Source organism: Streptomyces sp. NPDC096339 (assembly GCF_044762985.1).
Lineage (GTDB): Bacteria > Actinomycetota > Actinomycetes > Streptomycetales > Streptomycetaceae > Streptomyces.
Window position 1 is genome coordinate 166,838 of sequence record NZ_JBIWFI010000003.1, and the last position, 25,912, is coordinate 192,749.

Annotated in this window: 23 protein-coding genes; 17 read left to right on the forward strand and 6 right to left on the reverse strand. The window is 70.3% G+C overall.

Annotated features, from left to right (window positions below; all coding sequences use genetic code 11):
* Positions 1 to 119 precede the first annotated feature (119 nt).
* From yajC to ACIQ5Y_RS07405, 5 genes are all read left to right on the forward strand, one after another.
* Positions 120 to 569 carry a preprotein translocase subunit YajC gene (gene yajC, locus ACIQ5Y_RS07385; protein WP_403876097.1) on the forward strand — a complete coding sequence of 150 codons (450 nt, stop codon included), beginning with the start codon at positions 120 to 122 and terminating at the stop codon, positions 567 to 569.
* A gap of 155 nt (positions 570 to 724) precedes the next feature.
* Entirely contained in the window at positions 725 to 2,518 is a 1,794-nt protein-coding gene (secD, locus tag ACIQ5Y_RS07390) for a protein translocase subunit SecD (RefSeq protein ID WP_403876100.1), read from the forward strand.
* Positions 2,519 to 2,521: 3 nt separating this feature from the next.
* A complete protein-coding gene (secF, locus tag ACIQ5Y_RS07395) occupies positions 2,522 to 3,577 on the forward strand; it encodes a protein translocase subunit SecF (protein ID WP_403876103.1) in 1,056 nt (351 codons plus the stop codon).
* Positions 3,574 to 4,128: an adenine phosphoribosyltransferase gene (locus ACIQ5Y_RS07400; RefSeq protein WP_403876106.1), complete on the forward strand. Its 555-nt coding sequence runs from the start codon at positions 3,574 to 3,576 to the stop codon at positions 4,126 to 4,128. Before secF ends, ACIQ5Y_RS07400 begins: the two co-directional genes overlap by 4 nt.
* Positions 4,129 to 4,393: 265 nt before the next feature.
* Positions 4,394 to 6,817, forward strand: coding sequence for a RelA/SpoT family protein (locus tag ACIQ5Y_RS07405; protein WP_400053698.1), 2,424 nt, complete (start codon positions 4,394 to 4,396; stop codon positions 6,815 to 6,817).
* Positions 6,818 to 6,898: 81 nt separating this feature from the next.
* Here ACIQ5Y_RS07405 and ACIQ5Y_RS07410 read toward each other — a convergent pair whose 3' ends face one another.
* Together ACIQ5Y_RS07410 and ACIQ5Y_RS07415 are read right to left on the reverse strand one after the other, a co-directional pair.
* On the reverse strand, positions 6,899 to 8,128 hold the full coding sequence (locus ACIQ5Y_RS07410) for a DUF349 domain-containing protein (protein WP_403876109.1): 1,230 nt from the start codon (positions 8,126 to 8,128) through the stop codon (positions 6,899 to 6,901).
* Positions 8,129 to 8,310: 182 nt separating this feature from the next.
* On the reverse strand, positions 8,311 to 9,093 hold the full coding sequence (locus ACIQ5Y_RS07415; protein WP_403876111.1) for a peptidylprolyl isomerase: 783 nt from the start codon (positions 9,091 to 9,093) through the stop codon (positions 8,311 to 8,313).
* Between the two features lie 153 nt (positions 9,094 to 9,246).
* Between ACIQ5Y_RS07415 and ACIQ5Y_RS07420 the strand changes: the two genes are divergently transcribed.
* Both ACIQ5Y_RS07420 and hisS read left to right on the forward strand, forming a co-directional pair.
* A complete protein-coding gene (locus ACIQ5Y_RS07420) occupies positions 9,247 to 9,960 on the forward strand; it encodes an MBL fold metallo-hydrolase (protein ID WP_403876114.1) in 714 nt (237 codons plus the stop codon).
* 10 nt (positions 9,961 to 9,970) lie between these two features.
* Entirely contained in the window at positions 9,971 to 11,230 is a 1,260-nt protein-coding gene (gene hisS, locus ACIQ5Y_RS07425) for a histidine--tRNA ligase (RefSeq protein WP_403876117.1), read from the forward strand.
* Between the two features lie 73 nt (positions 11,231 to 11,303).
* Here hisS and ACIQ5Y_RS07430 read toward each other — a convergent pair whose 3' ends face one another.
* Positions 11,304 to 12,125, reverse strand: a complete 822-nt coding sequence (locus ACIQ5Y_RS07430) for an ABC transporter permease (RefSeq protein WP_403876120.1) — start codon at positions 12,123 to 12,125, stop codon at positions 11,304 to 11,306.
* The gene (locus ACIQ5Y_RS07435; RefSeq protein WP_403876123.1) at positions 12,122 to 13,024 is read right to left on the reverse strand and encodes an ABC transporter ATP-binding protein; all 903 of its coding nucleotides are present in this window, start codon (positions 13,022 to 13,024) and stop codon (positions 12,122 to 12,124) included. Before ACIQ5Y_RS07435 ends, ACIQ5Y_RS07430 begins: the two co-directional genes overlap by 4 nt.
* A gap of 138 nt (positions 13,025 to 13,162) precedes the next feature.
* On the opposite strand from ACIQ5Y_RS07435, the gene ACIQ5Y_RS07440 reads away from it, so the two are divergent.
* Both ACIQ5Y_RS07440 and ACIQ5Y_RS07445 read left to right on the forward strand, forming a co-directional pair.
* Positions 13,163 to 13,780, forward strand: a complete 618-nt coding sequence (locus ACIQ5Y_RS07440) for a vitamin K epoxide reductase family protein (RefSeq protein WP_403876125.1) — start codon at positions 13,163 to 13,165, stop codon at positions 13,778 to 13,780.
* A gap of 41 nt (positions 13,781 to 13,821) precedes the next feature.
* Entirely contained in the window at positions 13,822 to 15,171 is a 1,350-nt protein-coding gene (locus ACIQ5Y_RS07445; RefSeq protein ID WP_376659567.1) for a replication-associated recombination protein A, read from the forward strand.
* An 18-nt stretch (positions 15,172 to 15,189) separates the two neighbouring features.
* Here the strand turns inward: ACIQ5Y_RS07445 and ACIQ5Y_RS07450 are convergent, their stop codons facing one another.
* Entirely contained in the window at positions 15,190 to 15,867 is a 678-nt protein-coding gene (locus ACIQ5Y_RS07450) for a DUF2470 domain-containing protein (RefSeq protein WP_403876129.1), read from the reverse strand.
* 286 nt (positions 15,868 to 16,153) lie between these two features.
* Here ACIQ5Y_RS07450 and rpsD point away from each other — a divergent pair, with 286 nt between their 5' ends.
* Positions 16,154 to 16,765 (forward strand): 30S ribosomal protein S4, encoded by a 612-nt coding sequence (rpsD, locus tag ACIQ5Y_RS07455; RefSeq protein ID WP_150520470.1) that lies wholly within the window; start codon positions 16,154 to 16,156, stop codon positions 16,763 to 16,765.
* 20 nt (positions 16,766 to 16,785) lie between these two features.
* Here the strand turns inward: rpsD and ACIQ5Y_RS07460 are convergent, their stop codons facing one another.
* Positions 16,786 to 18,954 (reverse strand): ATP-binding protein, encoded by a 2,169-nt coding sequence (locus ACIQ5Y_RS07460; protein WP_403876132.1) that lies wholly within the window; start codon positions 18,952 to 18,954, stop codon positions 16,786 to 16,788.
* A 148-nt stretch (positions 18,955 to 19,102) separates the two neighbouring features.
* Between ACIQ5Y_RS07460 and ACIQ5Y_RS07465 the strand changes: the two genes are divergently transcribed.
* From ACIQ5Y_RS07465 to ACIQ5Y_RS07495, 7 genes are all read left to right on the forward strand, one after another.
* Entirely contained in the window at positions 19,103 to 19,534 is a 432-nt protein-coding gene (locus ACIQ5Y_RS07465) for a DUF948 domain-containing protein (protein WP_403876135.1), read from the forward strand.
* 8 nt (positions 19,535 to 19,542) lie between these two features.
* The gene (locus ACIQ5Y_RS07470) at positions 19,543 to 19,884 is read left to right on the forward strand and encodes a DUF6167 family protein (RefSeq protein WP_403876138.1); all 342 of its coding nucleotides are present in this window, start codon (positions 19,543 to 19,545) and stop codon (positions 19,882 to 19,884) included.
* Complete coding sequence (gene alaS, locus ACIQ5Y_RS07475) at positions 19,884 to 22,553, forward strand: alanine--tRNA ligase (protein ID WP_403876141.1); 2,670 nt, start codon at positions 19,884 to 19,886, stop codon at positions 22,551 to 22,553. Before ACIQ5Y_RS07470 ends, alaS begins: the two co-directional genes overlap by 1 nt.
* A gap of 2 nt (positions 22,554 to 22,555) precedes the next feature.
* Entirely contained in the window at positions 22,556 to 23,026 is a 471-nt protein-coding gene (ruvX, locus tag ACIQ5Y_RS07480; RefSeq protein ID WP_150256582.1) for a Holliday junction resolvase RuvX, read from the forward strand.
* A gap of 78 nt (positions 23,027 to 23,104) precedes the next feature.
* Positions 23,105 to 24,817, forward strand: a complete 1,713-nt coding sequence (gene mltG, locus ACIQ5Y_RS07485; protein WP_403876145.1) for an endolytic transglycosylase MltG — start codon at positions 23,105 to 23,107, stop codon at positions 24,815 to 24,817.
* A gap of 6 nt (positions 24,818 to 24,823) precedes the next feature.
* Positions 24,824 to 25,645 (forward strand): shikimate dehydrogenase, encoded by an 822-nt coding sequence (locus tag ACIQ5Y_RS07490; RefSeq protein ID WP_403876148.1) that lies wholly within the window; start codon positions 24,824 to 24,826, stop codon positions 25,643 to 25,645.
* Between the two features lie 35 nt (positions 25,646 to 25,680).
* On the forward strand, positions 25,681 to 25,875 hold the full coding sequence (locus ACIQ5Y_RS07495; protein ID WP_403876151.1) for a hypothetical protein: 195 nt from the start codon (positions 25,681 to 25,683) through the stop codon (positions 25,873 to 25,875).
* The last annotated feature ends 37 nt before the right edge of the window (positions 25,876 to 25,912 follow it).

A 25,912-nucleotide genomic window follows, 5' to 3' on the forward strand; every position in this document is an offset into this window, starting at 1 on the left:
GTTGTTCCATCGGTGCGGACTCGCCTAGACTCCGCCGATGCCGACCCTTCGGGTCGGTGTGCCCACCCCCGTAGAAAAGGCCGCCGTCCGCGTGCGGTCGTGCGAAGGAACCTCGTCCCGTGAATCTCGTGACACTCCTCCCGTTCATCGTGCTCATCGGGGCGATGATCCTGATGACCCGCTCCGCCAAGAAGAAGCAGGCCCAGGCCGCGCAGATGCGCGACCAGATGACGCCCGGTACCGGGGTCCGCACCATCGGCGGCATGTACGCCACGGTGAAGGAGATCGGCGACGACACCGTCACCCTCGAGGTGGCTCCCGGCGTCCACGCGATCTACGCGAAGAACGCCATCGGCGCCGTCCTGGAGGACGCGGAGTACAACCGCATCGTCCACGGCATCAGCGACGATCTCTCGACGGACTCGCCGGTCGTCCCGGACGACGCTTCTTCCCTCACCGAGGCTCCCGCCGAGGACGAGGCGCCCAAGCTCGACCTGGGCAAGAAGGACGAGCCCAAGAAGGACGAGCCCAAGGACGGCAAGGCCGACGGCGAGGCCGACGCGAAGTAGCGCGCGGCCGGGGACCGCGAGGGCGCCTGATCGGTGGCCGTCGCGGTCCTGGTCAGTGACCCACTTCTGCGGGGGGCAGGGGTCCCCACCACACATTTCGTGGCCGTCCGCGCGCTGACCCGGCGCAGGACGGTTGGACAGGGAGAAACGACAAGGTGGCAGCACCGAAGAAGGGCCGGCGGCCCACGGGGGCTCAGGGGAGGCCGGGGCGCGCCCTGGCGATCATCCTGATCGCGATGGTGGCGCTCACCGCGGGGATGTTCGTCTCCAAGCAGACGACTCCCCGGCTCGGCATCGACCTCGCCGGCGGCACGAGCATCACGCTCAAGGCCAAGAGCGAGCCCGGCAAGCCGGACGCGATCAACGAGACCAACATGAACACGGCGGTCGGCATCATCGAGCGCCGAGTCAACGGTCTCGGTGTTTCGGAGGCCGAGGTCCAGACGCAGGGCCGCGACCACATCATCGTGAACATCCCGAAGGGGATGAACGAGAAGCAGGCCCGCGAGCAGGTCGGCACCACCGCCCAGCTGTACTTCCGCCCGGTGCTCGCCTTCGCGGACGGCGCTCCCGCCGCCCCCGAGAGCACGCAGAGCCCGAGCCCGTCCGCGAGCGGTTCCGGCGCCCCCAAGGCCGAGGGCAGCAAGTCCCCGTCGGCCACCCCGTCGTCCAGCGCCACTTCCCAGGGCCGCGCGGTCAGTGAGGCCCTCAAGGCCCCGTCCGCGACCCCCTCGCCCTCCGCGAGCGAGTCGAAGAAGGCAGACGACAACAAGGCCACCCCGTCCGCGACGCCGCCCGCGGCGACTCCGTCCGCCACCCCTTCGGGTGACGCGGCCGCCGCCGCCGACCTCCAGGCCAAGTTCGCGGCGCTCGACTGCACCGACGAGAAGCAGCGCGCCGCCATCAAGGGCGCCAAGCCGGGCGAGCCCACGCTCGCCTGCGGCAAGCGCGGCAACGCCTGGGGCAAGTGGGTGCTCGGTCCGGCAGCCGTCGAGGGCAAGGACGTCAAGAGCGCCAAGGGAGTCATCGACCAGCAGGCCGGCGCCTGGATCGTCACGATGAACTTCAACGACAAGGGTGCCGACGCCTTCGCCAAGGTGACCGGTGAGCTCGCGGCCAAGCAGTCCCCGCAGAACCAGTTCGCGATCGTGCTCGACGGCGACGTCGTCTCCGACCCGTCCGTCAGCGGCGCGATCCTGGGCGGCAACGCCCAGATCTCCGGTGGCTTCAACCAGCAGTCCGCGCAGGACCTGGGCAACATGCTCTCCTACGGCGCCCTGCCGCTCTCCTTCAGCGAGGACAGCGTCACCACCGTCACCGCCGCCCTCGGCGGCGAGCAGCTGAAGGCCGGTCTGATCGCCGGCGCCATCGGCCTGCTCCTCGTGGTGATCTACCTGGTGGTCTACTACCGGGGCCTGGCGCTCGTCGCGATCGTCAGCCTCATGGTCTCCGCGATCCTCACCTACACGATCATGGCGCTGCTCGGGAAGGGCATCGGCTTCGCGCTGAACCTGCCCGCCGTCTGCGGTGCGATCGTGGCGATCGGCATCACGGCGGACTCGTTCATCGTGTACTTCGAACGCATCCGCGACGAGATCCGCGAGGGCCGCACCCTGCGTCCGGCCGTCGAGCGTGCCTGGCCGCGTGCCCGGCGCACCATTCTGGTCTCCGACTTCGTGTCGTTCCTGGCGGCCGCGGTCCTGTTCATCGTCACCGTCGGCAAGGTGCAGGGCTTCGCCTTCACCCTGGGTCTGACCACCCTGCTCGACGTGGTCGTGGTGTTCCTCTTCACCAAGCCGATCATGACGCTGCTGGCCCGCACGAACTTCTTCGCCAGTGGTCACCCGTGGTCCGGCCTCGACCCGAAGCGGCTCGGCGCCAAGCCCCCGCTGCGCCGGTCCCGCCGTGCCGGCTCCGCCCCCGTCCCCGTCGACTCGAAGGAGGCGTGAGAGATGTCGAAGCTGGGAGATCTCGGCGCCAAGCTGTACCGCGGTGAGGTCGGCTACGACTTCATCGGCAAGCGCTTCCTCTGGTACGGCGTTTCCATCCTGATCACCATCACGGCGATCGTGGCCCTGGCCGTTCAGGGCCTCAACATGGGCATCGAGTTCAAGGGCGGTGCCGTCTTCACCACCCCGAAGACGGCCGTCTCCGTCGCCAAGGCGACCGAGGAGGCGGAGAAGGCCTCGGGCCACGACGCGATCGTCCAGGAACTCGGCACCGGCGGCCTGCGCATCCAGATCTCCGGTCTGGACACCGACTCCGCGTCCGACGTGAAGAAGACCCTCGCCACCGACCTCAAGGTCAACGAGGCGGACATCAACGCCGACCTGGTCGGCCCCAGCTGGGGCGAGCAGATCGCCAACAAGGCCTGGACGGGCCTCGGGATCTTCATGGTCCTCGTGGTGATCTACCTGGCCATCGCGTTCGAGTGGCGGATGGCCGTCGCGGCGCTGATCGCACTGATCCACGACCTCACCATCACCGTCGGCGTGTACGCGCTCGTCGGCTTCGAGGTCACGCCGGGCACCGTCATCGGTCTGCTCACGATCCTCGGTTACTCCCTCTACGACACCGTCGTCGTCTTCGACGGTCTCAAGGAGGGCTCGAAGGACATCACCAAGCAGACCCGCTACACGTACAGCGAGATCGCCAACCGCAGCATCAACGGCACCCTGGTCCGTTCGATCAACACCACGGTGGTCGCGCTGCTCCCCGTCGCCGCGCTGCTCTTCATCGGCGGCGGCTTCCTGGGCGCCGGCATGCTGAACGACATCTCGCTGTCGCTGTTCGTCGGCCTCGCGGCCGGTGCCTACTCGTCGATCTTCATCGCGACCCCGCTGGTCGTGGACCTGAAGGAGCGCGAGCCGGCGATGAAGGCCCTGAAGAAGCGGGTGCTCGCGAAGCGGGCGTCCGCGTCGGCCAAGGGCGAGTCCGCGGACGAGGGCACCGACTCCGGCGACGAGCCGCAGGTCGTGGCCCAGGGCCGGTCGGGTCGGCGCCGGTGACCGCGACGCTGTCCGAGGCCGTACGGGAGCTGCTCCTCAGCCGCATCAAGGACGTGCCGGACTACCCGAAGCCGGGCGTGATGTTCAAGGACATCACCCCGCTGCTGGCGGACCCGGAGGCGTTCGCCGCGCTGACGGACGTACTGGTGGAGCTGGCCGCGCGGTGCGGGGCGACGAAGATCGTCGGCCTGGAGGCGCGGGGATTCATCCTCGCCGCTCCGGTGGCGGTCCAGGCCGGGATCGGCTTCGTGCCGGTGCGCAAGGCCGGGAAGCTGCCGGGGGCGACGCTGGCCCAGTCGTACGAGCTGGAGTACGGCACGGCGGAGATCGAGGTCCACGCGGAGGACCTGTCGGCGGGTGACCGGGTCATGGTCATCGACGACGTCCTGGCCACCGGCGGCACCGCCGAGGCCTCGCTGTCCCTGATCCGGCGGGCCGGGGCCGAGGTCGCCGGCGTGGCGGTCCTGATGGAGCTGTCGTTCCTCCCGGGCCGGGCCAAGCTGGCGGACTCCCTGGCGGGGGCTCCGCTGGATGCGCTGATCGTGGTCTGACCCTTGCTCGCGGAGCGGCGGGTGTCCGGGACTTCCCGGGTGCCCGCCGCTTTCGTGTGCGGCGCCGCTGCCGGGGGCCGGCCCCCGGACCCCCGCTCCTCAAACGCCGGAGGGGCCGGATCTGCCCCGCCGTCCGCCGGGTGCGGGCGGAGCGCCGGATTCGCCGGCCGCCCGAGGCATGGGCGCGGGGAACGGGGGAGCGCAACGCTCGCTACCATGGGTTATCCGGACCTGACCGGGGCACCGGATCCCCCGAGGAGCGCTCTTGCCTGACGAGGTCCAGCCACTTTCCGCCGCGCAGCCCGACCCGCAGGCCGAGCAGGCCACGGCGGCCGCCGCCACGCCCCCGCCGGCCCCGCCGGTCAAGCCCGCGCCGGCGAAGTCGGCCGGGTCCTCCAACCGGGTGCGTGCCCGCCTCGCCCGCCTCGGCGTCCAGCGCTCGAACGCGTACAACCCGGTGCTGGAGCCGCTGCTGCGCATAGTCCGCAGCAACGACCCGAAGATCGAGACGTCGACGCTGCGCCAGCTCGAACAGGCCTACCAGGTCGCCGAGCGCTGGCACCGCGGTCAGAAGCGCAAGAGCGGCGACCCGTACATCACCCACCCGCTCGCGGTGACCACCATCCTCGCCGAGCTCGGCATGGACCCCGCCACCCTGATGGCCGGCCTGCTGCACGACACCGTCGAGGACACCGAGTACGGCCTGGAAGACCTGCGCCGAGACTTCGGCGACGCCGTGGCCCTGCTCGTCGACGGCGTCACCAAGCTCGACCGGGTGAAGTTCGGCGAGGCCGCGCAGGCCGAGACCGTCCGCAAGATGGTCGTGGCCATGGCCAAGGACCCGCGCGTCCTGGTCATCAAGCTTGCCGACCGGCTCCACAACATGCGCACGATGCGCTACCTCAAGCGGGAGAAGCAGGAGAAGAAGGCCCGCGAGACCCTCGAGATCTACGCCCCCCTGGCGCACCGCCTGGGCATGAACACGATCAAGTGGGAGCTCGAAGACCTCGCCTTCGCGATCCTCTACCCGAAGATGTACGACGAGATCGTCCGGCTCGTCGCCGAGCGCGCCCCCAAGCGCGACGAGTACCTCGCCGTCGTCACCGACGAGGTGATGGTCGACCTCAGGGCCGCCCGGATCAAGGCCACCGTCACCGGCAGGCCCAAGCACTACTACAGCGTCTACCAGAAGATGATCGTCCGCGGCCGTGACTTCGCGGAGATCTACGACCTGGTGGGCATCCGGGTGCTGGTCGACACCGTCCGGGACTGCTACGCCGCCCTCGGCACCGTGCACGCGCGATGGAACCCGGTCCCCGGCCGGTTCAAGGACTACATCGCGATGCCCAAGTTCAACATGTACCAGTCGCTCCACACGACGGTCATCGGACCCAGCGGCAAGCCCGTCGAACTCCAGATCCGCACCTTCGACATGCACCGCCGAGCCGAGTACGGCATCGCCGCGCACTGGAAGTACAAGCAGCAGACCGTCGCCGGCACCTCGAAGGTGCGCACCGACGTGCCCCAGGCCGCGAAGGGCAGCGCCGGCCAGGACACCGTCAACGACATGGCCTGGCTGCGCCAGCTCCTCGACTGGCAGAAGGAGACCGAGGACCCCGGCGAGTTCCTCGACTCGCTGCGCTTCGACCTCTCCCGCAACGAGGTCTTCGTCTTCACCCCCAAGGGCGACGTCATAGCGCTGCCCGCCGGCGCCACGCCCGTGGACTTCGCGTACGCCGTCCACACCGAGGTCGGCCACCGCACCATAGGGGCCCGGGTCAACGGCCGTCTGGTCCCGCTGGAGTCCACCCTCGACAACGGCGACCTCGTCGAGGTCTTCACCTCCAAGGCCGAGGGCGCCGGACCGTCCCGCGACTGGCTGGGCTTCGTCAAGTCCCCGCGGGCCCGCAACAAGATCCGCGCCTGGTTCTCCAAGGAGCGCCGCGACGAGGCGATCGAGCACGGCAAGGACGCCATCGCGCGGGCCATGCGCAAGCAGAACCTGCCGATCCAGCGCATCCTCACCGGCGACTCGCTCGTCACCCTCGCGCACGAGATGCGCTACCCCGACATCTCCTCCCTGTACGCGGCCATCGGCGAGGGCCACGTGGCCGCGCAGGGCGTCGTCCAGAAGCTGGTGGCGGCCCTCGGCGGCGAGGAGGCCGCCAACGAGGACATCGAGGAGTCGATCCCGCCGGCGCGCGCCCGCAGCAAGCGGCGCAGCAACGCCGACCCGGGTGTCGTGGTCAAGGGCGTCGACGACGTGTGGGTCAAGCTGGCCCGCTGCTGCACCCCCGTGCCGGGCGACCCCATCATCGGGTTCGTCACCCGCGGCAGCGGCGTATCGGTTCACCGCGCGGACTGCGTCAACGTCGACTCCCTCTCCCAGCAGCCCGAGCGGATACTGGAGGTCGAGTGGGCACCCACCCAGTCCTCGGTCTTCCTCGTCGCCATCCAGGTGGAGGCGCTGGACCGCTCCCGGCTGCTGTCGGACGTCACCCGCGTCCTGTCGGACCAGCACGTCAACATCCTGTCGGCCGCCGTCCAGACCTCCCGCGACCGGGTCGCCACCTCGCGCTTCACCTTCGAGATGGGCGACCCCAAGCACCTGGGCCACGTCCTGAAGGCCGTGCGGGGTGTGGAGGGCGTGTACGACGTCTACCGTGTGACCTCCGCGAGGCGACCGTAGGCGTAGCGGCCCGGACATGACGGTGGGCGCCACCCCCTCGGGGTGGCGCCCACCGTCATGTCATGCGGGGCACGGGGCCTTTCAGCCGCCGAACTCCTCCAGGCCCTTCAGCGCCTGGTCCAGCAGGGCCTGGCGGCCCTCCAGCTCACGCGCCAGCTTGTCGGCCTTCGCGTTGTTGCCGGCCGCGCGGGCCGCGTCGATCTGCGTGCGCAGCTTGTCGACCGCCGCCTGGAGCTGACCCGTCAGACCGGCCGCACGGGCCCGCGCCTCCGGGTTCGTACGGCGCCACTCGCCCTCCTCGGCCTCCTGGATCGCCCGCTCCACCGCGTGCATCCGGCCCTCGACCTTCGGCCGGGCGTCGCGCGGCACGTGGCCGATGGCCTCCCAGCGCTCGTTGAGGGAACGGAACGCGGCACGGGCCGCCTTCAGGTCCGTGATCGGAACGAGCTTCTCGGCCTCCTCGGCCAGCTCTTCCTTCAGCTTCAGGTTCTCGGTCTGCTCGGCGTCGCGCTCCGCGAACACCTCGCCGCGGGCCGCGAAGAACACGTCCTGCGCACCGCGGAAACGGTTCCACAGGTCGTCCTCGGCCTCGCGCTGCGCCCGGCCCGCCGCCTTCCAGTCCGCCATCAGCTCGCGGTAGCGGGCGGCCGTCGGACCCCAGTCGGTCGACTTCGACAGCGACTCGGCCTCCGCGACCAGCTTCTCCTTCACCTTGCGCGCGTCCTCGCGCTGCGCGTCCAGCGAGGCGAAGTGGGCCTTGCGACGCTTGGAGAAGGCCGAGCGGGCGTGCGAGAAGCGGTGCCACAGCTCGTCGTCCGACTTGCGGTCCAGGCGCGGCAGGCCCTTCCAGATGTCCACCAGCGCGCGCAGCCGCTCGCCGGCGCTGCGCCACTGGTCGCTCTGCGCCAGCTGCTCGGCCTCGACGACCAGCGCTTCCTTGGCCGTACGGGCCTCGTCCGCCTGCTTGGCCTTCTGGACCTTGCGCTCCTCGCGCCGCGACTCCACGGTCGCGACCAGCTTGTCCAGCCGTACGCGCAGGGCGTCGAGGTCGCCCACGGCGTGGTGCTCGTCGACCTGCGTCCGCAGGTGGTCGATCGCCGTCTGCGCGTCCTTGGCGGACAGATCAGTGGTCCGCACCCGCTTTTCGAGGAGGCCGATCTCGACCACCAGGCCCTCGTACTTGCGCTCGAAATAGGCCAGGGCCTCCTCAGGGGTGCCCGCCTGCCACGAGCCGACGACCTGCTCGCCGTCGGAAGTACGCACGTACACGGTGCCCGTCTCGTCGACTCGGCCCCACGGGTCGCTGCTCACAGCGCCTCCTCCACCTGATGCCCTTGAGGGGTCACCCCCGGGCATCGTCCACAGTTTCCTGGGGCGGGCAGCGCCCGCCCTGCACAACGCCAACATAGGCGACCGCCGGGCCGGCTGTCCGCATCCCGCACGACGGAATATCGGCGTAGGGGGGAAGCCGGCCGGGCCAATGCCGCGTTCCGTCAGTTCTGGGTGACGGTGCCCTTCTCGATCTTCACCTCGTTCTTCGGCGCCCCGTCCTGGCCGCCGTCGACCGTACCGGCCTTGGCGATCTCCTCGAGGACCTTCATGCCCGCCGCGTCGATCTTGCCGAAGGGGGTGTACGAGGGCGCCAGCGGGCTGTCCTTGTAGACCAGGAAGAACTGGCTGCCGCCCGAGCCGGGCCGGCCGGTGTTGGCCATGGCCACGGTGCCCGCCGGGTAGACGACCTGGCCCTGGTCGTTCGGCTTGCCCAGCGAGTCCAGGTTCTCGTCCGGGATGTTGTAGCCGGGGCCGCCCATGCCGGTGCCCTGCGGGTCACCGCACTGGAGCACGAAGATCCCGCCGGACGTCAGCCGGTGGCACTTCGTGTTGTCGAAGAAGCCCTTGTCGGCGAGCGACTTGAAGGAGTTCACGGTCTGCGGGGTCTTCGCCGCGTCCATCGTGAAGCCGATGTCGCCCGCGCTGGTCTTGAGGGCGAAGGTGTACTTCGCCTTCTCGTCGATCGCCATCGGAGGGGACGGGGACTGCTTGGGCGACGGCTCCGCGGACGGGCTCGCCGACGGCTCGGCCGCCTGGTCCTTCTTGTCGCTGTCGAAGACGCCGCCCACGATGAGGCCGACCAGCGTCGCGACGACCACGGCCACCGCCGCGCCGATCACCGCCATCCGCCGGCGCGCCTTCTGCCGGGCCTCGGCCCGGCGCTTCTGCTGGCGCTCGTACTTCTCCCTGGCGAGCTGTCGCCGCCGCTGATCGCTCGTGACCACCGGGTCGTCTCCTTGTGCGTCTCTGGTACCGCTGTCCGGGCTGGGCTAGCCCGTACCGTATATGGGTTAGCTGTGTGATGAAGGGCGCCGGTAGGCTCTGATCAGCAGCATTCCGATCTGCAAGCTCCCGCCGGACGACGATTGAGGACGAACGTGCTGATTGCCGGGTTCCCCGCCGGGGCCTGGGGGACCAACTGTTACGTGGTCGCCCCCGCCGCCGGTGAGGAGTGCGTCATCATCGACCCGGGCCACCAGGCCATCCAGGGTGTCGAGGAGACGCTGAAGAAGCATCGGCTCAAGCCCGTCGCGGTCGTGCTGACCCATGGCCACATCGATCATGTGGCCTCGGTGGTCCCGGTGTGCGGAGCACACGACGTACCGGCCTGGATCCACCCCGAGGACCGCTACATGATGAGCGACCCGGAGAAGGCGCTGGGCCGCTCCATCGGGATGCCGCTCATGGGTGAGCTGACCGTGGGGGAGCCGGACGACGTCCGGGAGCTGACGGACGGCGCCGGCCTGAAGCTGGCCGGAATGGACTTCTCCGTGGCGCACGCGCCGGGGCATACCAGGGGGTCGGTGACCTTCCGGATGCCCGAGCTGGCCGACATCCCGCCGGTCTTCTTCTCGGGTGACCTGCTCTTCGCCGGCTCCATCGGACGCACCGACCTGCCCGGCGGCTCCCACGCCGAGATGCTCGAGTCGCTGGCCCGCGTGTGCCTGCCGCTCGACGACTCGACCGTGGTGCTGTCCGGCCACGGTCCCCAGACCACCATCGGCCGTGAGCGCGCGACCAACCCGTACCTGCGGGAGGTCGCCGCCGGCCTGGCAGCGGACCCGACAGCCGCTCCACGACGAGGAATGTGACGAGAGTTTCGTGGCTACTTTTCAGGCCCCCAAGGGCACGTACGACCTGATCCCGCCGGTTTCCGTGAAGTACCTGGCGGTGCGCGAGGCCATCGCGGCCCCGCTCCGCAATTCCGGCTACGGCTACATCGAGACGCCCGGATTCGAAGACGTGGGCCTCTTCGCACGAGGCGTGGGCGAGTCCACCGACATCGTCTCCAAGGAGATGTACGCCTTCGAGACCAAGGGCGGCGACCAGCTCGCCCTGCGTCCCGAGGGCACGGCCTCCGTGCTGCGCGCGGCGCTGGAGGCGAGCCTGCACAAGAAGGGCAACCTGCCGGTCAAGCTCTGGTACTCGGGCTCGTACTACCGCTACGAGAAGCCGCAGGCGGGCCGCTACCGCCACTTCTCGCAGGTCGGTGCCGAGGCCATCGGAGCCGAGGACCCGGCGCTGGACGCCGAGCTGATCATCCTGGCCGACCAGGCGTACCGCTCGCTGGGCCTGCGCAACTTCCGGATCCTGCTGAACTCGCTGGGCGACAAGGAGTGCCGCCCGGTGTACCGGGAGGCGCTCCAGGCCTTCCTCGGCGGTCTCGACCTCGACGCGGAGACCGTCCGCCGCGCCGAGATCAACCCGCTGCGCGTCCTCGACGACAAGCGGACCGAGGTGCAGAAGCAGCTGGTCGGCGCGCCGATGCTGCGTGACTACCTGTGCGACGCGTGCAAGGCGTACCACGAGGAGGTGCGGGCGCTCGTGACGGCCGCCGGGGTCGCCTTCGAGGACGACGAGAAGCTGGTGCGCGGGCTGGACTACTACACCCGGACCACCTTCGAGTTCGTCCACGACGGTCTGGGTTCCCAGTCCGCGGTGGGCGGCGGCGGTCGCTACGACGGCCTGTCCGAAATGATCGGCGGACCGGCGCTGCCGTCGGTGGGTTGGGCGCTGGGCGTGGACCGCACGGTCCTCGCGCTCCAGGCCGAGGGAGTCGAGCTCGACATCCCGGCGTCGACCTCGGTGTTCGCGGTGGCCCTGGGCGAGGCGAAGCCGATTCTGTTCGGGCTGATCACCGAGCTGCGCAAGGCCGGCATCGCCGCCGACATGTCGTACGGGGGCAAGGGCCTCAAGGGCGCGATGAAGGACGCGAACCGCAGCGGTGCGCGCTTCGCGATCGTCGCCGGCGACCGCGACCTCGCCGAGGGCGTCGTCCAGCTCAAGGACATGGAGTCCGGCGAGCAGACGGCCGTGCCCGTCGCCGAGCTGGTCGACACCGTCCGGGCCCGCCTGGCCTGACGTACACCGCCGGAAGGGCGGGTGCGGGAAGGTTCTTCCCGCACCCGCCCTTCCGGCGTTCCACGGGCCGTCCTCAGCCGTCGCGCCGGTTCTTCCACCGGAAGGTCAGCAGGCACAGGACCAGCCCGCCGACGACCCAGGCCCCCAGGACCAGGGCGGTCTTCCCGTACTCCCAGCCGCCCGCCTGTTCGAGGACGGCGGCGGATTCGGGGAGGAACACGCCCCGCAGCCCCTGGCACATCCACTTCAGCGGGAACAGCGCTCCGATGTTCAGCAGCCAGTCGGGGATCTGGTTGACCGGGATGAAGACGCCGGAGATGAACTGCAGGATCAGGAACGGCAGCACCACCACGGAACTGGCGCTCTTCCCGGACTTGGGCAGACTGCTGACGGCGATGCCGAGCAGGGCGCAGCCGGCCAGCCCGAGTACGAAGATCCACGCGAAGGTGAGCCACTTCGAGGCCGACACGGGCAGGTCGAGCCCGAACAGGGTGGACCCGACGAGCAGCAGGACCGCGGTCTCGGCCAGCCCGGTGGCGAGCACCATCCACACCTTGCCGAGGAAGTACGCGGCCGGGGGCATCGGGGTCCCGCGCAGCCGGCGCAGCACCTTCTCGTCCCGTTCGACGGCGATCGAGATGCCGAGCGACTGGAAGCTCGTGGACATGATGCCGGCGGCGACCATGCCCGCCGCGTAGATCTGTGAGGCGGTGACCCCGGTGCCCTCGAACTCCTCGCCGAAGATCGAGGCGAAGAGGGCGAGGAAGACGATGGGGAAGGCGAAGGTGAAGATCACCGCGTCCCGCTGGCGGACGAACTGCTTGATCTCCAGGGCGCCCCGGCTCAGGCCCAGTGACCAGGCGCCGGGGAGGTCGGTCTTGGCGGTCGTGCTCATCGGGCTTCCTCCGGCTGGGCGGCTGCGTGCGTACCGGCCGACTGGGCGGGCACGGTGAGCTGACCCGTGAGGCGCAGGTAGACGTCCTCCAGGGTCGGGCGGGTGACCTTCAACCCCGGGACCTCGCCGCCGAAGCGGGCCGCGAGCTCGCCGACCGTACGGGTGGGGGTCTCGGTCGACACGCTCTGCGGGGCGCCGTCGGGGCCGGTCCACTCGACGGTGGCGCCCGTGCCGAAGCGGGCGCGGAGCTCAGCGGGTTCGCCCTCGGCCACGACCTTGCCGCGCGCGACGACCGCGAGGTGGTCGGCGAGGGCCTCGGCCTCCTCCAGGTAGTGGGTGGTGAGCACGATGGTCGTGCCTCCGTCCGCCAACTGCCGGATCAGCTCCCAGAACCGGCGGCGGGCCGCGGGGTCGAAGCCCGTGGTCGGCTCGTCGAGGAGCAGCAGTTCCGGGTCGCCGATGACGCCGAGCGCCACGTCGAGGCGCCGTCGCTGACCTCCGGAGAGGCCCTTCACCCGCTGGTCGCGCTTCTGCTCCAGGCCGACGAGGGCGATGACCTCCGCCGGGTCGCGCGGCGCCGGGTAGTAGCGGGCGAAGTGCTCGACCGTCTCCCGCACCGTGAGTTCGGCGGGCGCCGACTCGTCCTGCCAGACGATGCCGATCCGCGAGCGCCAGGCCCGGCTGCCGGTCGCGGGGTCGGCGCCCAGGACGGTGACCTCCCCGCCGTCCCGCTCGCGGTGGCCCTGGAGGATCTCCACCGTGGTGCTCTTTCCCGCGCCGTTGGGGCCGAGGATGCCGAAGACCTCGCCCTGCCGGATCGTCAGATCCAACCCGTCCACCGCGGTGACCTCGCCGTACTGCTTGCGAAGCCCCCGTACTTCCACCGCGTTCTGTGTCATGTACCGAATGGTGTGGCGGAATCCGCCATGCCGGGCCCCCTCGTGCACGGGTACTTATCTCCGCCGAACGGTCGACACCCGGCGCCGTACGGCACAATGGCCGGTGCTTGTTGACCTTGCAGATGTGGAGCGGGCGGTATGACGGCACGAGGCACGGACGCGGACACCTCCCCGAGGACCACCGTCGGCGGCAGCCGGGCGCTCGCCCTGCTGCTGGTGATCACGGGGGCCATGGGGCTGCTCGCCGCCTGGGTGATCACGATCGACAAGTTCAAGCTGCTGGAAGACCCGAACTTCACCCCGGGCTGCAGCCTCAACCCGATCGTCTCCTGCGGCAACATCATGAAGAGCGAGCAGGCGGCCGTCTTCGGCTTCCCGAACCCGATGCTCGGACTGGTCTGCTACGGGATCGTGATCTGCGTCGGCATGAGCATCCTGGCCGGCGCCCGGTTCAGCCGCTGGTACTGGCTGACGCTGAACGCGGGCATGCTCTTCGGCGTCGTCTTCTGCGGCTGGCTGATGTACCAGTCGCTGTACAACATCAACTCGCTCTGCCTGTGGTGCTGCCTGGCCTGGGTCGCCACGATCTTCATGTTCTGGTATGTCACCGCGCACAACGTGAGCGAAGGGATGCTGCCCGCCCCGGGCTGGCTGAAGGCCTTCCTCGACGAGTTCGCTTGGGTGCCGCCCGTGCTGCACGTCGGGATCATCGGGATGCTGATCCTGACCCGCTGGTGGGACTTCTGGACCTCGTGAGGCCCGTAAGGAGTGTCGGCGGGCTCGCATAGGCTTCCTGTGTGGAACCAGACCTCTTCACCGCCGCAGCCGAAGACCGCCAGGAGAAGGACCCGTCGAGCTCTCCGCTCGCCGTCCGCATGCGCCCGCGCACCCTGGACGAGGTCGTCGGCCAGCAGCACCTGCTGAAGCCCGGTTCCCCGCTGCGCAGGCTGGTGGGGGAGGGCGCCGGGGGACCGGCCGGCGCCTCGTCGGTGATCCTCTGGGGGCCGCCCGGCATCGGCAAGACCACCCTCGCGTACGTGGTCAGCCAGGCCACGCAGAAGCGCTTCGTGGAGCTGTCCGCCATCACGGCGGGCGTGAAGGAGGTCCGCGCCGTCATCGAGGGCGCGAAGCGCGCGGCCGGCGGATACGGCAAGGAGACCGTCCTCTTCCTCGACGAGATCCACCGCTTCAGCAAGGCGCAGCAGGACTCGCTGCTGCCCGCGGTGGAGAACCGCTGGGTGACGCTGATCGCCGCGACCACGGAGAACCCGTACTTCTCGATCATCTCCCCGCTGCTGTCGCGCTCGCTGCTGCTGACCCTGGAACCGCTGACGGACGGCGACCTGAGCGGGCTGATGCGACGCGCGCTGACGGAGGAACGGGGCCTCGGCGGAGCGGTGACCCTGCCGGCGGACGCGGAGGCGCACCTGCTGCGGATCGCCGGCGGCGACGCGCGGCGGGCACTGACCGCGCTGGAGGCCGGGGCCGGGTCGGCGATCGCCAAGGGCGAGGCCGAGATCACCCTCCAGACGGTGGAGGAGGCCGTGGACCGGGCCGCCGTCCGGTACGACCGGGACGGGGACCAGCACTACGACGTGGCGAGCGCGCTGATCAAGTCGATCCGCGGCTCGGACGTGGACGCGGCGCTGCACTACCTCGCGCGGATGATCGAGGCCGGGGAGGACCCGCGGTTCATCGCGCGCCGCCTGATGATCTCGGCGAGCGAGGACATCGGCCTGGCGGATCCGACGGCCCTGCCGCTCGCGGTGGCCGCGGCGCAGGCGGTGGCGATGATCGGCTTCCCGGAGGCCGCGCTGACGCTGTCGCACGCCACCATCGCGCTGGCGCTGGCCCCGAAGTCCAACACCGCCACGACGGCGATCGGGGCGGCGCTGGCCGACGTCCGGGCAGGGCTGGCGGGGTCCGTGCCGGCGCATCTTCGGGACGGGCACTACAAGGGCGCGGCGAAGCTGGGGCACGCGGTGGGGTACGTGTACCCCCACGACGTGCCGGGTGGGATCGCCGCGCAGCAGTACGCGCCGGACGAGGTCCATGGCAAGCGGTACTACGAGCCGACGAGGTACGGGGCCGAAGCCCGTTACGCGGACGTGGTGGAAAAGGTGCGGGAGCGCTTGCGCGGCGAGTGAGGGCGCGGCGCCGCCGTCTCAGTGGGAGGCGGCCGAGAGCAGCGCGTGCATCGCCCGGCGCAGGCCGCACACGTCCGCCACGGGCTCCGGGAAGTCGAAGCGGGCGTCGAAGGACCCGGCCGGGCCGCCGGTGAAGCGGACGCGCAGGCCCAGCCGGTCCAGGGCGAGCGGGACCGCCTTCATGCCCTCCGCCTCCCGCGCGCCCAGCAGACCGGACAGGCCGCCGACCCGGTCGCCGTGTGCGGCGTGCAGGTGCTGGAGCAGCTCCGCCTCGTGGCCGACGAGGGGGTCCGGCTCGGCGGTGGCGAGGTCGTCGGGGTCCACGTGCTCGGCGCCCCACAGGTCGTCCACCGAGATCTCGCCGACCTCCAGGCGGAGCAGCATCCAGGCGGGGCGGTGCGTGGACAGGGAATCGAGGGACTCGGAGAGGCCCAGGAGCTCGCCCACCGGCTGCCGCTCCGCCAGCAGCGCCGCGCAAACCCCGCGGTCGTCCCCGCGCACCGGGGTCAGCCACCCGGCCAGCCAGGCGCGGCCTCGGATACGATGTGGCACGGACACCGGCGCCACGTCCGTGATCTCGATCACGGCCGTGAGGTCGTCGTCCTGGGCGTGAGCGGCTGCCCTGGCAGCCGCGGATTCCCCGGAAACAAGGAGAATCACGTCCCCGTCCGGGGTGACGGTCCGTGCGACCGGCATCCCTGTCCCGAACTCATCGCAGCCGTGCGTGTCACGAGCACCGACGAGCGTGAGGGATACTGAGGCGTTGGACTCTACGAGGGTTCGTACGCGTTCGGCTCCGGTGAGCTGCCGAACGCCTTCCCTGGGACGCGGCTGACCTTGCTTATCGTCGGCGCAAGCGGATTCTGTTTCGTTGGAATCCGAACTGCGGCGCGCACTGGGCAGGGGGATCCCATGTGGTCGAGACATTACGTCCTCCTCGCTAAGGTAAGCCTCACCTAACTTACATGGAGGTAGGTTCCCCGTGAACCAGAAGCGACCCAAGGTCAAGAAGTCGCGTGCCCTCGGCATTGCGCTGACCCCGAAGGCCGTCAAGTACTTCGAGGCTCGTCCCTACCCGCCGGGCGAGCACGGCCGTGGCCGCAAGCAGAACTCGGACTACAAGGTTCGTCTGCTCGAGAAGCAGCGTCTGCGCGCTCAGTACGACATCTCTGAGCGTCAGATGGCCCGCGCGTACGACCGCGCCAAGAAGGCCGAGGGCAAGACGGGCGAGGCGCTGGTCGTCGAGCTCGAGCGTCGTCTCGACGCCCTGGTCCTGCGTTCGGGCATCGCCCGCACCATCTACCAGGCCCGCCAGATGGTCGTTCACGGCCACATCGAGGTCAACGGTGGCAAGGTCGACAAGCCGTCGTTCCGTGTCCGCCCGGACGACGTCGTGACCGTGCGCGAGCGCAGCCGCGAGAAGGTTCCGTTCCAGGTCGCCCGTGAGGGTGGCTACGCAGGCGAGGGCGAGACCCCCCGTTACCTGCAGGTCAACCTGAAGGCCCTGGCCTTCCGCCTGGACCGCGACCCGAACCGCAAGGAAATCCCGGTCATCTGCGACGAGCAGCTCGTCGTCGAGTACTACGCCCGCTGATCTTCCGGCAGGCGTAGCCCTCACAGGCTGGTGGAAACCCGTCGTCCCCTCCGGGGGGCGGCGGGTTTTCCGCTTTCCCGCCCGGTGCCGGTCCCGGCATCCAGCGCGCGTCCCACCAGGGCCTCACGGCTCAGCTTCCGCCCGTCGGCCGCGTACGCCGCGTAGCGCTCGGCGCCCAGCACCTCGCCGGCCCGCTCCTGGCACATCAGCCGCGGGGCGTTGAAGTACCCCGAGCCGAAGAGCCGGAGCCCCACCCCGTCCCACAGCGGCTCGGCCGCCCCCTGGAGCACCGCGGCCTCGGCCGCGTCGCCCTCCGCGACCGTCACCAGGGCCAGCAGCTCCAGGGCCAGCACCAGCCCCACCAGGTCGTGGAAGGCGTGGTTGATCTCCACGCACTCGGTGAGCAGCCGCCGTGCCTCCGGCGTGGCCCCCGCGTCCAGTGCCGCGTACGCGAGCACGTACAGGGCGTACGCCTTCGTCCAGCGCTCCCCGCGCTCCTCGCAGATCTCCCGGACCTCCTCGCACAGGGACAGCGCGCCCGCCGGCTCCCCCTGGAAGGCCAGCGCCATGCCCAGCTCCACCTGGCACATCAGGACGTTGCTGTTCAGCTCGCCGGCGTCCCGGTAGCGCTCCAGCGCCGAGCCCAGCAGCTCGCCGGCCCGCTCCATGTCGTCCGAGACCAGCGCCAGACAGCCGAGCCGGTGCACCGCGTAGGCCGCGGCCAGGGCGTTGCCGCTGCGTGCCGCGCCGTCCCGACACTCGTACAGGGCGCTCGTGGCCGCCACCGCGTCCCCCTGGAGGGCGCAGACGTAACCCAGCACCCACAGCGCCTTCAGTCGCGAGGGCTCGTCCGCCGGCAACGCCGTCGTCGTCGGGGTCCCGCTCTCCCGGCACTCCAGACTCCGGTCCAGCCAGTGCCGGCCCTCGGTCAGCCGGCCGCAGCCCGCCCAGTAGAACCACAGGGTGCCCGCCAGGTACTGGCCCAGGTGCACCTCCTCCGGATCGTCCAGGCAGCACTCCAGGGCGAGCCGCAGGTTCGGCAGCTCCGCCTCCACCAGCGCGGCCACCTCCTCCTGGCGGGGGCTGAACCAGTCCGTCTCGCACCACGTCGCCAGGCCCATGTACCAGTCCCGGTGCCGCCGCCGCAGCCGCCCGGTGTCACCCGTCGACTCCAGCCACCCCGCTCCGTACACCCGTACGGTCTCCAGCATCCGGTAGCGGACCCCGGCAGGGGACTCCTCCCGGACCAGGAGGGACTGCGCCAGGAGCTCCCCGACCAGGTCGAGCACGCTGTCCACCGGCAGATCGGGGCCCGCGCACACGTACTCGGCGGCATCCAGGTCGAACTGCCCGGCGAAGACCGACAGCCGCGCCCACAGCAGCCGCTCCGCGGGCGTGCACAGCTCGTGGCTCCAGCCGATGGCGGTCCGCAGCGCCCGGTGCCGGGGGAGCACCCCGCGCACGCCGCCCGTCAGCAGCGCGAACCGGTCCTCCAGCCGGGCCAGCACCTGCGCGGGGGACAGCACCCGCAGCCGGGCCGCCGCCAGCTCCAGGGCCAGCGGGATCCCGTCGAGGCGGGCGCAGAGCTCGGCCAGCGCGGCCCGGTCCGCCCCGGCCACCCGGAACGCCGGGTCCGCCGCCGAGGCGCGCGCGGTGAGCAGGGCCAGCGACGCCTCCCCGTCGAGCGGGGCCAACGGGAAGGCCAGCTCCCCGTCCAGGGCCAGCGGCCGCCGCCCGGCCGCGAGCACCCGCAGGCCGGGGGAGTGGCGCAGCAGCTCCCGCACCAGCTCGGCCGTCTCGTCGACCAGCTGCTCGAAGCCGTCCAGGACCAGGAGCAGCCGCCGCCCGGCCAGGTGCTCGGCCAGCACCGTCCGGGGCGGCCGGGTGGTGTGGTCGGTCAGGCCGAGTGCCTCGGACAGGGCGATCTCCAGCAGCGCGGGATCCCGTACGGCCGCCAGTTCGGCCAGCCAGACCCCGTCGCAGTAGCGTTCCTGCGGCAGTTCCCCGTCCGGCTCGGAGACGGCCCGGGCCGCGGCCAGTACCAGCCGGGATTTGCCCACCCCGCCCACCCCGGTCACGGTCACGAGCCGGGAGGAGTCCAGAAGCCGCCCCAGCGCGTCGAGTTCGCCGCCCCTGCCGATGAACCCGCCCAGCTCCGAGGGAAGATTGCCGCGCGTCTTCTGTCGCATGGGACACGGAGGGTACTGGCCCGGATGCGCTGCGTACAAGATGATCACGCCGGTACCCGAATTCCGGTACTGCCGGGGATCTCGGGCGCGATAGGGTCGGAGGGCGAATCTTTTTGCAGTTCAAGTCCAGACGAGAGTGCGGTGTGACGTGTCCGGTGGAGAGGTGGCCGGGATCCTCGTGGCCGTCTTCTGGGCGATCCTTGTCTCCTTCCTGGCCGTGGTGCTGGTGAGGCTGGCCCAGGTGCTCAAGGCGACCACCAAGCTGGTGGCCGAGGTCACCGACCAGGCCGTCCCGCTGCTGGCGGACGCCTCCACCACCGTCCGCTCCGCGCGCACCCAGCTCGACCGGGTCGACGCCATCGCGAGCGACGTCCAGGAGGTCACCTCCAACGCCTCCGCACTGTCCTCCACCGTGGCGACCGCCTTCGGCGGGCCGCTGGTCAAGGTCGCGGCCTTCGGCTACGGCGTCCGCAAGGCGCTGGGCAAGAACCCGCAGGACGCGCCGCAGAAGACGTCCCGACGTAACGTGATCGTTGGCCGTACCGTGCCGGCGCCGCGCCGCCGGAAGCAGAAGGGCTGAGACCTCCGATGTTCCGCCGAGCCTTCTGGTTCACCGCCGGCGCGGCCGCCGGCGTGTGGGCCACCACCAAGGTCAACCGCAAGCTGAAGAAGCTGACGCCGGAGAGCCTCGCCGCCCAGGCCGCCGACAAGGCCGTCGAGGCGGGACACCGCCTCAAGGACTTCGCCCTCGACGTCAAGGCGGGAATGACGCAGCGCGAGGACGAGCTGAACGATGCACTGGGACTGCACCAGGATCCCGACCGGCCCGACAACGTCACCGCCCTGCCCGGGCCGCGGCGGCTGCGGGCCATCGAGAACGACAAGACCACCCACCCCAATTTTTCGTACAACCGGAATGAGGACCACTGATGGAGTCGGCTGAAATCCGCCGCCGCTGGCTGAGCTTCTTCGAGGAGCGCGGTCACGCCGTTGTCCCTTCGGCGTCGCTCATCGCGGACGACCCGACTCTGCTGCTGGTCAACGCGGGCATGGTCCCCTTCAAGCCGTACTTCCTCGGCGAGACCAAGCCCCCGGCCCCCCGCGCCACCAGCGTGCAGAAGTGCGTCCGTACGCCGGACATCGAAGAGGTCGGCAAGACCACCCGCCACGGCACGTTCTTCCAGATGTGTGGCAACTTCTCCTTCGGCGACTACTTCAAGGAAGGCGCCATCAAGTACGCCTGGGAGCTGCTCACCAGCTCCGTGGCGGACGGCGGCTACGGCCTTGAGCCCGAGAAGCTCTGGATCACCGTCTACCTCGACGACGACGAGGCCGAGACGATCTGGCGCGACGTGATCGGCGTCCCCGCCGAGCGCATCCAGCGCCTGGGCAAGAAGGACAACTTCTGGTCCATGGGCGTCCCCGGTCCCTGCGGCCCGTGCTCCGAGATCAACTACGACCGCGGTCCCGACTTCGGCGTCGAGGGCGGCCCGGCCGTCAACGACGAGCGCTACGTGGAGATCTGGAACCTGGTCTTCATGCAGTACGAGCGCGGCGCCGGCGACGGCAAGGAAGACTTCCCGATCCTCGGCGACCTGCCTTCGAAGAACATCGACACCGGTCTCGGTCTCGAACGCCTCGCGATGATCCTGCAGGGCGTGCAGAACATGTACGAGACCGACACCCTGCGCGTGGTCATGGAGAAGGCCACCGAGCTGACCGGCGTGCGGTACGGCGCCGCGCAGGACACCGACGTGTCCATGCGCGTGGTCGCCGACCACATGCGCACCTCCGTCATGCTCATCGGCGACGGCGTCACCCCCGGCAACGAGGGCCGCGGCTACGTGCTGCGCCGCATCATGCGCCGCGCCATCCGCAACATGCGCCTCATGGGCGCCACCGGCGCCGTCGTGCAGGACCTCGTGGACGTCGTGATCAACACGATGGGCCAGCAGTACCCCGAGCTCGTCACCGACCGCAAGCGCATCGAGACCGTCGCGCTCGCCGAAGAGGCCGCCTTCCTGAAGGCCCTCAAGGGCGGCACGAACATCCTCGACACCGCCGTCACCGAGACCAAGGCCGTCGGCGGCAAGGTCCTCTCCGGCGAGAAGGCGTTCCTGCTCCACGACACCTGGGGCTTCCCGATCGACCTCACCCTGGAGATGGCCGCAGAGCAGGGCCTGTCCGTGGACGAGTCCGGCTTCCGCCGCCTGATGCAGGAGCAGCGCGACCGCGCCAAGGCCGACGCCAAGGCCAAGAAGACGGGCCACGCCGACGTCTCCTCCTACCGCGAGATCGCCGACACGGCCGGTGGCACCGAGTTCACCGGCTACGCCACCACCCAGGGCGAGTCCACCATCGTCGGCCTCCTGGTCAACGGCGTCTCCGCGCCCGCCGCCTCCGAGGGCGACGAGGTCGAGGTCGTCCTCGACCGCACCCCCTTCTACGCGGAGGGCGGCGGCCAGCTCGCCGACCAGGGCCGCATCAAGCTCGACTCCGGCGCGATCATCAACGTCCGCGACGTCCAGCAGCCGGTCCCCGGCGTCTCCGTGCACAAGGGCTCCGTCCAGGTCGGCGAGGTGACGGTGGGCGCCTCCGCGTACGCCGCCATCGACGTGAACCGCCGCCGGGCCATCGCCCGCGCCCACTCGGCCACGCACCTGACCCACCAGGCGCTGCGCGACGCCCTCGGCCCGACGGCCGCCCAGGCCGGTTCCGAGAACTCGCCCGGCCGCTTCCGCTTCGACTTCGGTTCCCCGAACGCCGTCCCCGGCTCGGTCCTGACCGACGTGGAGCAGAAGATCAACGACGTGCTCTCCCGCGAGCTCGACGTCACCGCCGAGGTCATGAGCATCGACGAGGCGAAGAAGCAGGGCGCCATCGCCGAGTTCGGCGAGAAGTACGGCGAGCGCGTGCGCGTCGTCACCATCGGCGACTTCTCCAAGGAGCTGTGCGGTGGCACGCACGTCGGCAACACCAGCCAGCTCGGCCTGGTGAAGCTGCTCGGCGAGTCCTCCATCGGCTCCGGCGTGCGCCGCGTCGAGGCCCTCGTCGGCGTGGACGCGTACAACTTCCTCGCCAAGGAGCACACGATCGTCGCCCAGCTCCAGGAGCTGGTCAAGGGCCGTCCGGAGGAGCTCCCCGAGAAGATCGCCTCCATGCTCGGCAAGCTGAAGGACGCCGAGAAGGAGATCGAGAAGTTCCGCGCGGAGAAGGTCCTCCAGGCCGCCGCCGGTCTCGCCCAGAACGCCCAGGACATCCACGGCGTCGCCCTCGTCGTCGGCCAGGTGCCGGACGGCACGGGCGCCGACGACCTGCGCAAGCTGGTCCTCGACGTCCGCGGCCGCATCCCGGGCGACCGTCCGGCCGTCGTGGCCCTCTTCACCGTGGCGAACGACCGTCCGCTGACCGTCATCGCCACGAACGAGGCCGCCCGCGAGCGCGGTCTCAAGGCCGGTGACCTGGTGCGTACGGCCGCCAAGACCCTCGGTGGCGGCGGTGGCGGCAAGCCCGACGTCGCCCAGGGCGGCGGCCAGAACCCGGCCGCCGTGCCCGAGGCCATCGCCGCGGTCGAGCGTCTCGTCGTAGAGACGGTCTGACGATGACACTGCGCCGTGGCCGCCGGCTCGCCATCGACGTCGGGGACGCCCGGATCGGGGTCGCCTCGTGCGACCCCGACGGGGTGCTCGCCACACCGGTGGAAACCGTCCCGGGCCGGGACATCCCCTTCGCCCACCGGCGGCTGCGGCAGCTCGTCGAGGAGTACGAGCCCCTCGAAGTCGTGGTCGGCCTCCCCCGCTCGCTCAGCGGGCGGGAGGGGCCGGCCGCGGCCAAGGTGAGAGCCTTCGCGAACGAACTCGCCAAGGGCATCAAGCCCGTGACCGTCCGTCTGGTGGACGAGCGGATGACCACGGTCACCGCCGCCCAGGGGCTGCGGGCCTCGGGGAAGAACGCCAAGAAGGGCCGGTCGGTGATCGACCAGGCCGCCGCTGTGGTGATCCTTCAGAACGCTCTTGAGACCGAACGGGTATCAGGTAATCCGCCTGGTGAGTGCGTCGAAGTGGTTGTCTGATCGCGGTACGGTAACGTTCCGCGCGATGAGACGGCATTCGAACAGCCGTCGCTTTCGTCTCGCGGCTCTAGGGGACCGATGACTGAGTATGGACGGGGCCACGGCTCCGAACCGTGGCACCCCGAGGACCCCCTGTACGGGGACCAGGGGTGGACCGGGCACCAGACCCAGCAGGGACAGGTGCCCTACGGCGGCGAGCAGCAGGGCTACGCGCAGGACCCGCAATACCAGCAGCAGTACCCGCAGCAGCAGTACCAGCAGCACCCGCAACAGCAGGGCTATGCCCCGCAGTACCCGCAGCAGGCCCAGCAGGCCCAGCAGGCCCAGTACCCGCAGCAGGCCCAGCAGCCCCAGTACCCGCAGCAGGCTCATCAGCCCCAGCAGCCGGTGTACGACGCCCAGGGCTGGGACACCGGTCAGCAGCAGTACGTCGCCACGGCCCCCGCCGACCCCTACGCCGGCGTGGACCCGTACGCCCAGCAGGCCGCGGCCGGGTACCCGGGCGAGAGTCCGGACCTCTACACGACGGCCGAGGCCTACCCGCCGCCGCAGCCCCCGAACCTGCGCCACCTCGAACCGGAGCTCCCCGAGCAGCAGGACGAGGAGCCGGAGGCCTCCTTCTTCTCCGGTGGCGGCGACGGCGAAGACGGGGACGACGCCGGCGGCGGGCGCCGCGGCGGCCGTTCCAAGGGAGGCAAGCCCAAGAAGCGCAGCGGCGCGGCCTGCCTGATCGCCTCGCTCGTCATCGTGGGCGTACTCGGCGGCGGCGGGTACTACGGCTACACCTACATCAAGGCGCGGTTCGGCGCCGCCGAGGACTTCGCGGGCGAGGGCACGAGCGAGATCGTCGACGTCGAGATCCCCAAGGGCGCGGGCCTCGGACAGATGGGCCGCATCCTCAAGGAAGCCGGAGTGGTCGCCAGCGCCCAGGCCTTCGTCGACGCGGCGAACGCCAACCCCAAGGGCAAGTCCATCCAGCCCGGCGTCTACCCGATGCAGAAGAAGATGTCGGGTGCGGCCGCCGTCGCGCTGATGATCGACCCCACCAAGCTGAACGTCATCACCGTCACCGAGGGCATGCGCAACACCAAGGTGTACGAGGCGATCGACAGGAAGCTGAACAAGCCACAGGGCACCACCGAGGGCATCGCCCTGAAGGACGCCAAGAGCCTCGGACTGCCGGCCTGGGCCGGCAACAACCCGAAGATCAAGGACCCGCTCGAAGGCTTCCTGTACCCGACGCGCTACGACCTCAGCAAGGACAGCACCCCCGAGTCCCTGCTCAAGCAGATGGTCAAGAACGCGTCCGACAAGTACGCCGAGCTGGGCGTCGAGGGCAAGGCCAAGGAACTGGGCCTGGAGAACCCGCTCCAGGTGATCACGGTCGCCAGTCTCGTCAACGCCGAGGGCAAGAACCACGACGACTTCCGGAAGATGTCCGAGGTGGTCTACAACCGCCTCAAGAAGACCAACGACGTCACGAACCAGAAGATCGAGTTCGACTCGACGTACAACTACGCCAAGGGCCAGAGCGAGATCAACTTCAACCTCAAGGAAGCCCAGGCGTTCAACAACCCGTACAACACGCACTACATCAAGGGCCTGCCCGTGGGCCCGATCGGCAACCCGGGCATGGACGCTCTGACCGCTACGCTCAACCCGGACCATGGCGGCTGGATGTTCTTCGTGTCGGTCGACGGCACCACGACGACCTTCACCAAGACGTACGACGAGCACCTCAAGCTCGTCGCCGAGTTCCAGGAACGGCAGAAGCAGAAGAACGGCGGATAGCAGGACATGTCTCACATAAGGGCCGCGGTGCTGGGTTCGCCCATCGAGCACTCCCTCTCACCGGTGCTGCACCGCGCCGCCTACCAGGAGCTCGGCCTCGACGACTGGTCCTACGACCGCTTCGAGATCGACGAGGCCGCGCTCCCCGCGTTCGTCTCCGGACTCGGCCCCGAGTGGGCCGGGCTGTCGCTGACCATGCCGCTGAAGCGGGCGATCATCCCGCTGCTCGACGGGATCAGCGACACCGCCGCCTCCGTCGAGGCGGTCAACACGGTCGTCCTCACGAAGGACGGCCGCCGCCTCGGCGACAACACGGACATCCCCGGGATCGTGGCCGCGCTGCACGAGCGCGGCGTCGAGAAGGTCCCCTCGGCCGCCATCCTCGGCGCCGGCGCCACCGCCTCCTCGGCGCTCGCCGCCCTCTCGCGGATCTGCACCGGCGAGGTCACGGCGTACGTGCGCTCCAGCGCGCGGGCCGACGAGATGCGCGGCTGGGGCGATCGGCTCGGCGTCGCGGTCCGCACGGCCGACTGGTCCGAGGCCGCGGATGCGCTGTCGGCTCCGCTGGTGATCGCCACCACCCCGGCCGGTACGACCGACGCCCTGGCGGCTTTCGTGCCCGAAGGGGCGGGCACCCTCTTCGACGTCCTGTACGACCCCTGGCCGACCGCTCTCGCGGCCGCCTGGGACCGCCGCGGCGGCAAGGTCGTCGGCGGACTGGACCTGCTGGTCCACCAGGCCGTGCTCCAGGTCGAGCAGATGACCGGCCGTCCCGGCCCGCTCGCGGCCATGAGGGCCGCCGGAGAACGGGCGCTGGCCGCCCGTTAGGCTTCCCGCCTGCGGATTCGAGCACGGGGGGCGGCGTGGAAGAGACGGGTGCCGGGCAGCTGCTGGCGTCGAAGTGGGACTTCGTTCCCCACATGATCGGCGGCTTGCTCAGGGTGGTGTTCGGCAACCTCCCCGGCTGGGCCCAGGCGACCATCCTCGGAATCATCGGTTCCGCGGGCCTGTGGATGGCGATCATGTGGCTCCGCGACCGCTTCACCCGGGCCACCTGACGGACAAGGCGTCCGATTGCTGGACCGAGGCCCATCA

Excerpts from the sequence above, each read along its gene's own strand:
- ACIQ5Y_RS07470 (WP_403876138.1), top strand. The coding sequence starts at position 19,543 with ATGTTCCGCCGAGCCTTCTGGTTCACCGCCGGCGCGGCCGCCGGCGTG.
- ACIQ5Y_RS07435 (WP_403876123.1), bottom strand. The coding sequence starts at position 13,024 with ATGACACAGAACGCGGTGGAAGTACGGGGGCTTCGCAAGCAGTACGGC.
- ACIQ5Y_RS07450 (WP_403876129.1), bottom strand. The coding sequence starts at position 15,867 with ATGCCGGTCGCACGGACCGTCACCCCGGACGGGGACGTGATTCTCCTT.
- ACIQ5Y_RS07440 (WP_403876125.1), top strand. The coding sequence starts at position 13,163 with ATGACGGCACGAGGCACGGACGCGGACACCTCCCCGAGGACCACCGTC.
- alaS (WP_403876141.1), top strand. The coding sequence starts at position 19,884 with ATGGAGTCGGCTGAAATCCGCCGCCGCTGGCTGAGCTTCTTCGAGGAG.
- ACIQ5Y_RS07490 (WP_403876148.1), top strand. The coding sequence starts at position 24,824 with ATGTCTCACATAAGGGCCGCGGTGCTGGGTTCGCCCATCGAGCACTCC.
- ACIQ5Y_RS07460 (WP_403876132.1), bottom strand. The coding sequence starts at position 18,954 with ATGCGACAGAAGACGCGCGGCAATCTTCCCTCGGAGCTGGGCGGGTTC.
- secF (WP_403876103.1), top strand. The coding sequence starts at position 2,522 with ATGTCGAAGCTGGGAGATCTCGGCGCCAAGCTGTACCGCGGTGAGGTC.
- ruvX (WP_150256582.1), top strand. The coding sequence starts at position 22,556 with ATGACACTGCGCCGTGGCCGCCGGCTCGCCATCGACGTCGGGGACGCC.
- ACIQ5Y_RS07430 (WP_403876120.1), bottom strand. The coding sequence starts at position 12,125 with ATGAGCACGACCGCCAAGACCGACCTCCCCGGCGCCTGGTCACTGGGC.
- mltG (WP_403876145.1), top strand. The coding sequence starts at position 23,105 with ATGACTGAGTATGGACGGGGCCACGGCTCCGAACCGTGGCACCCCGAG.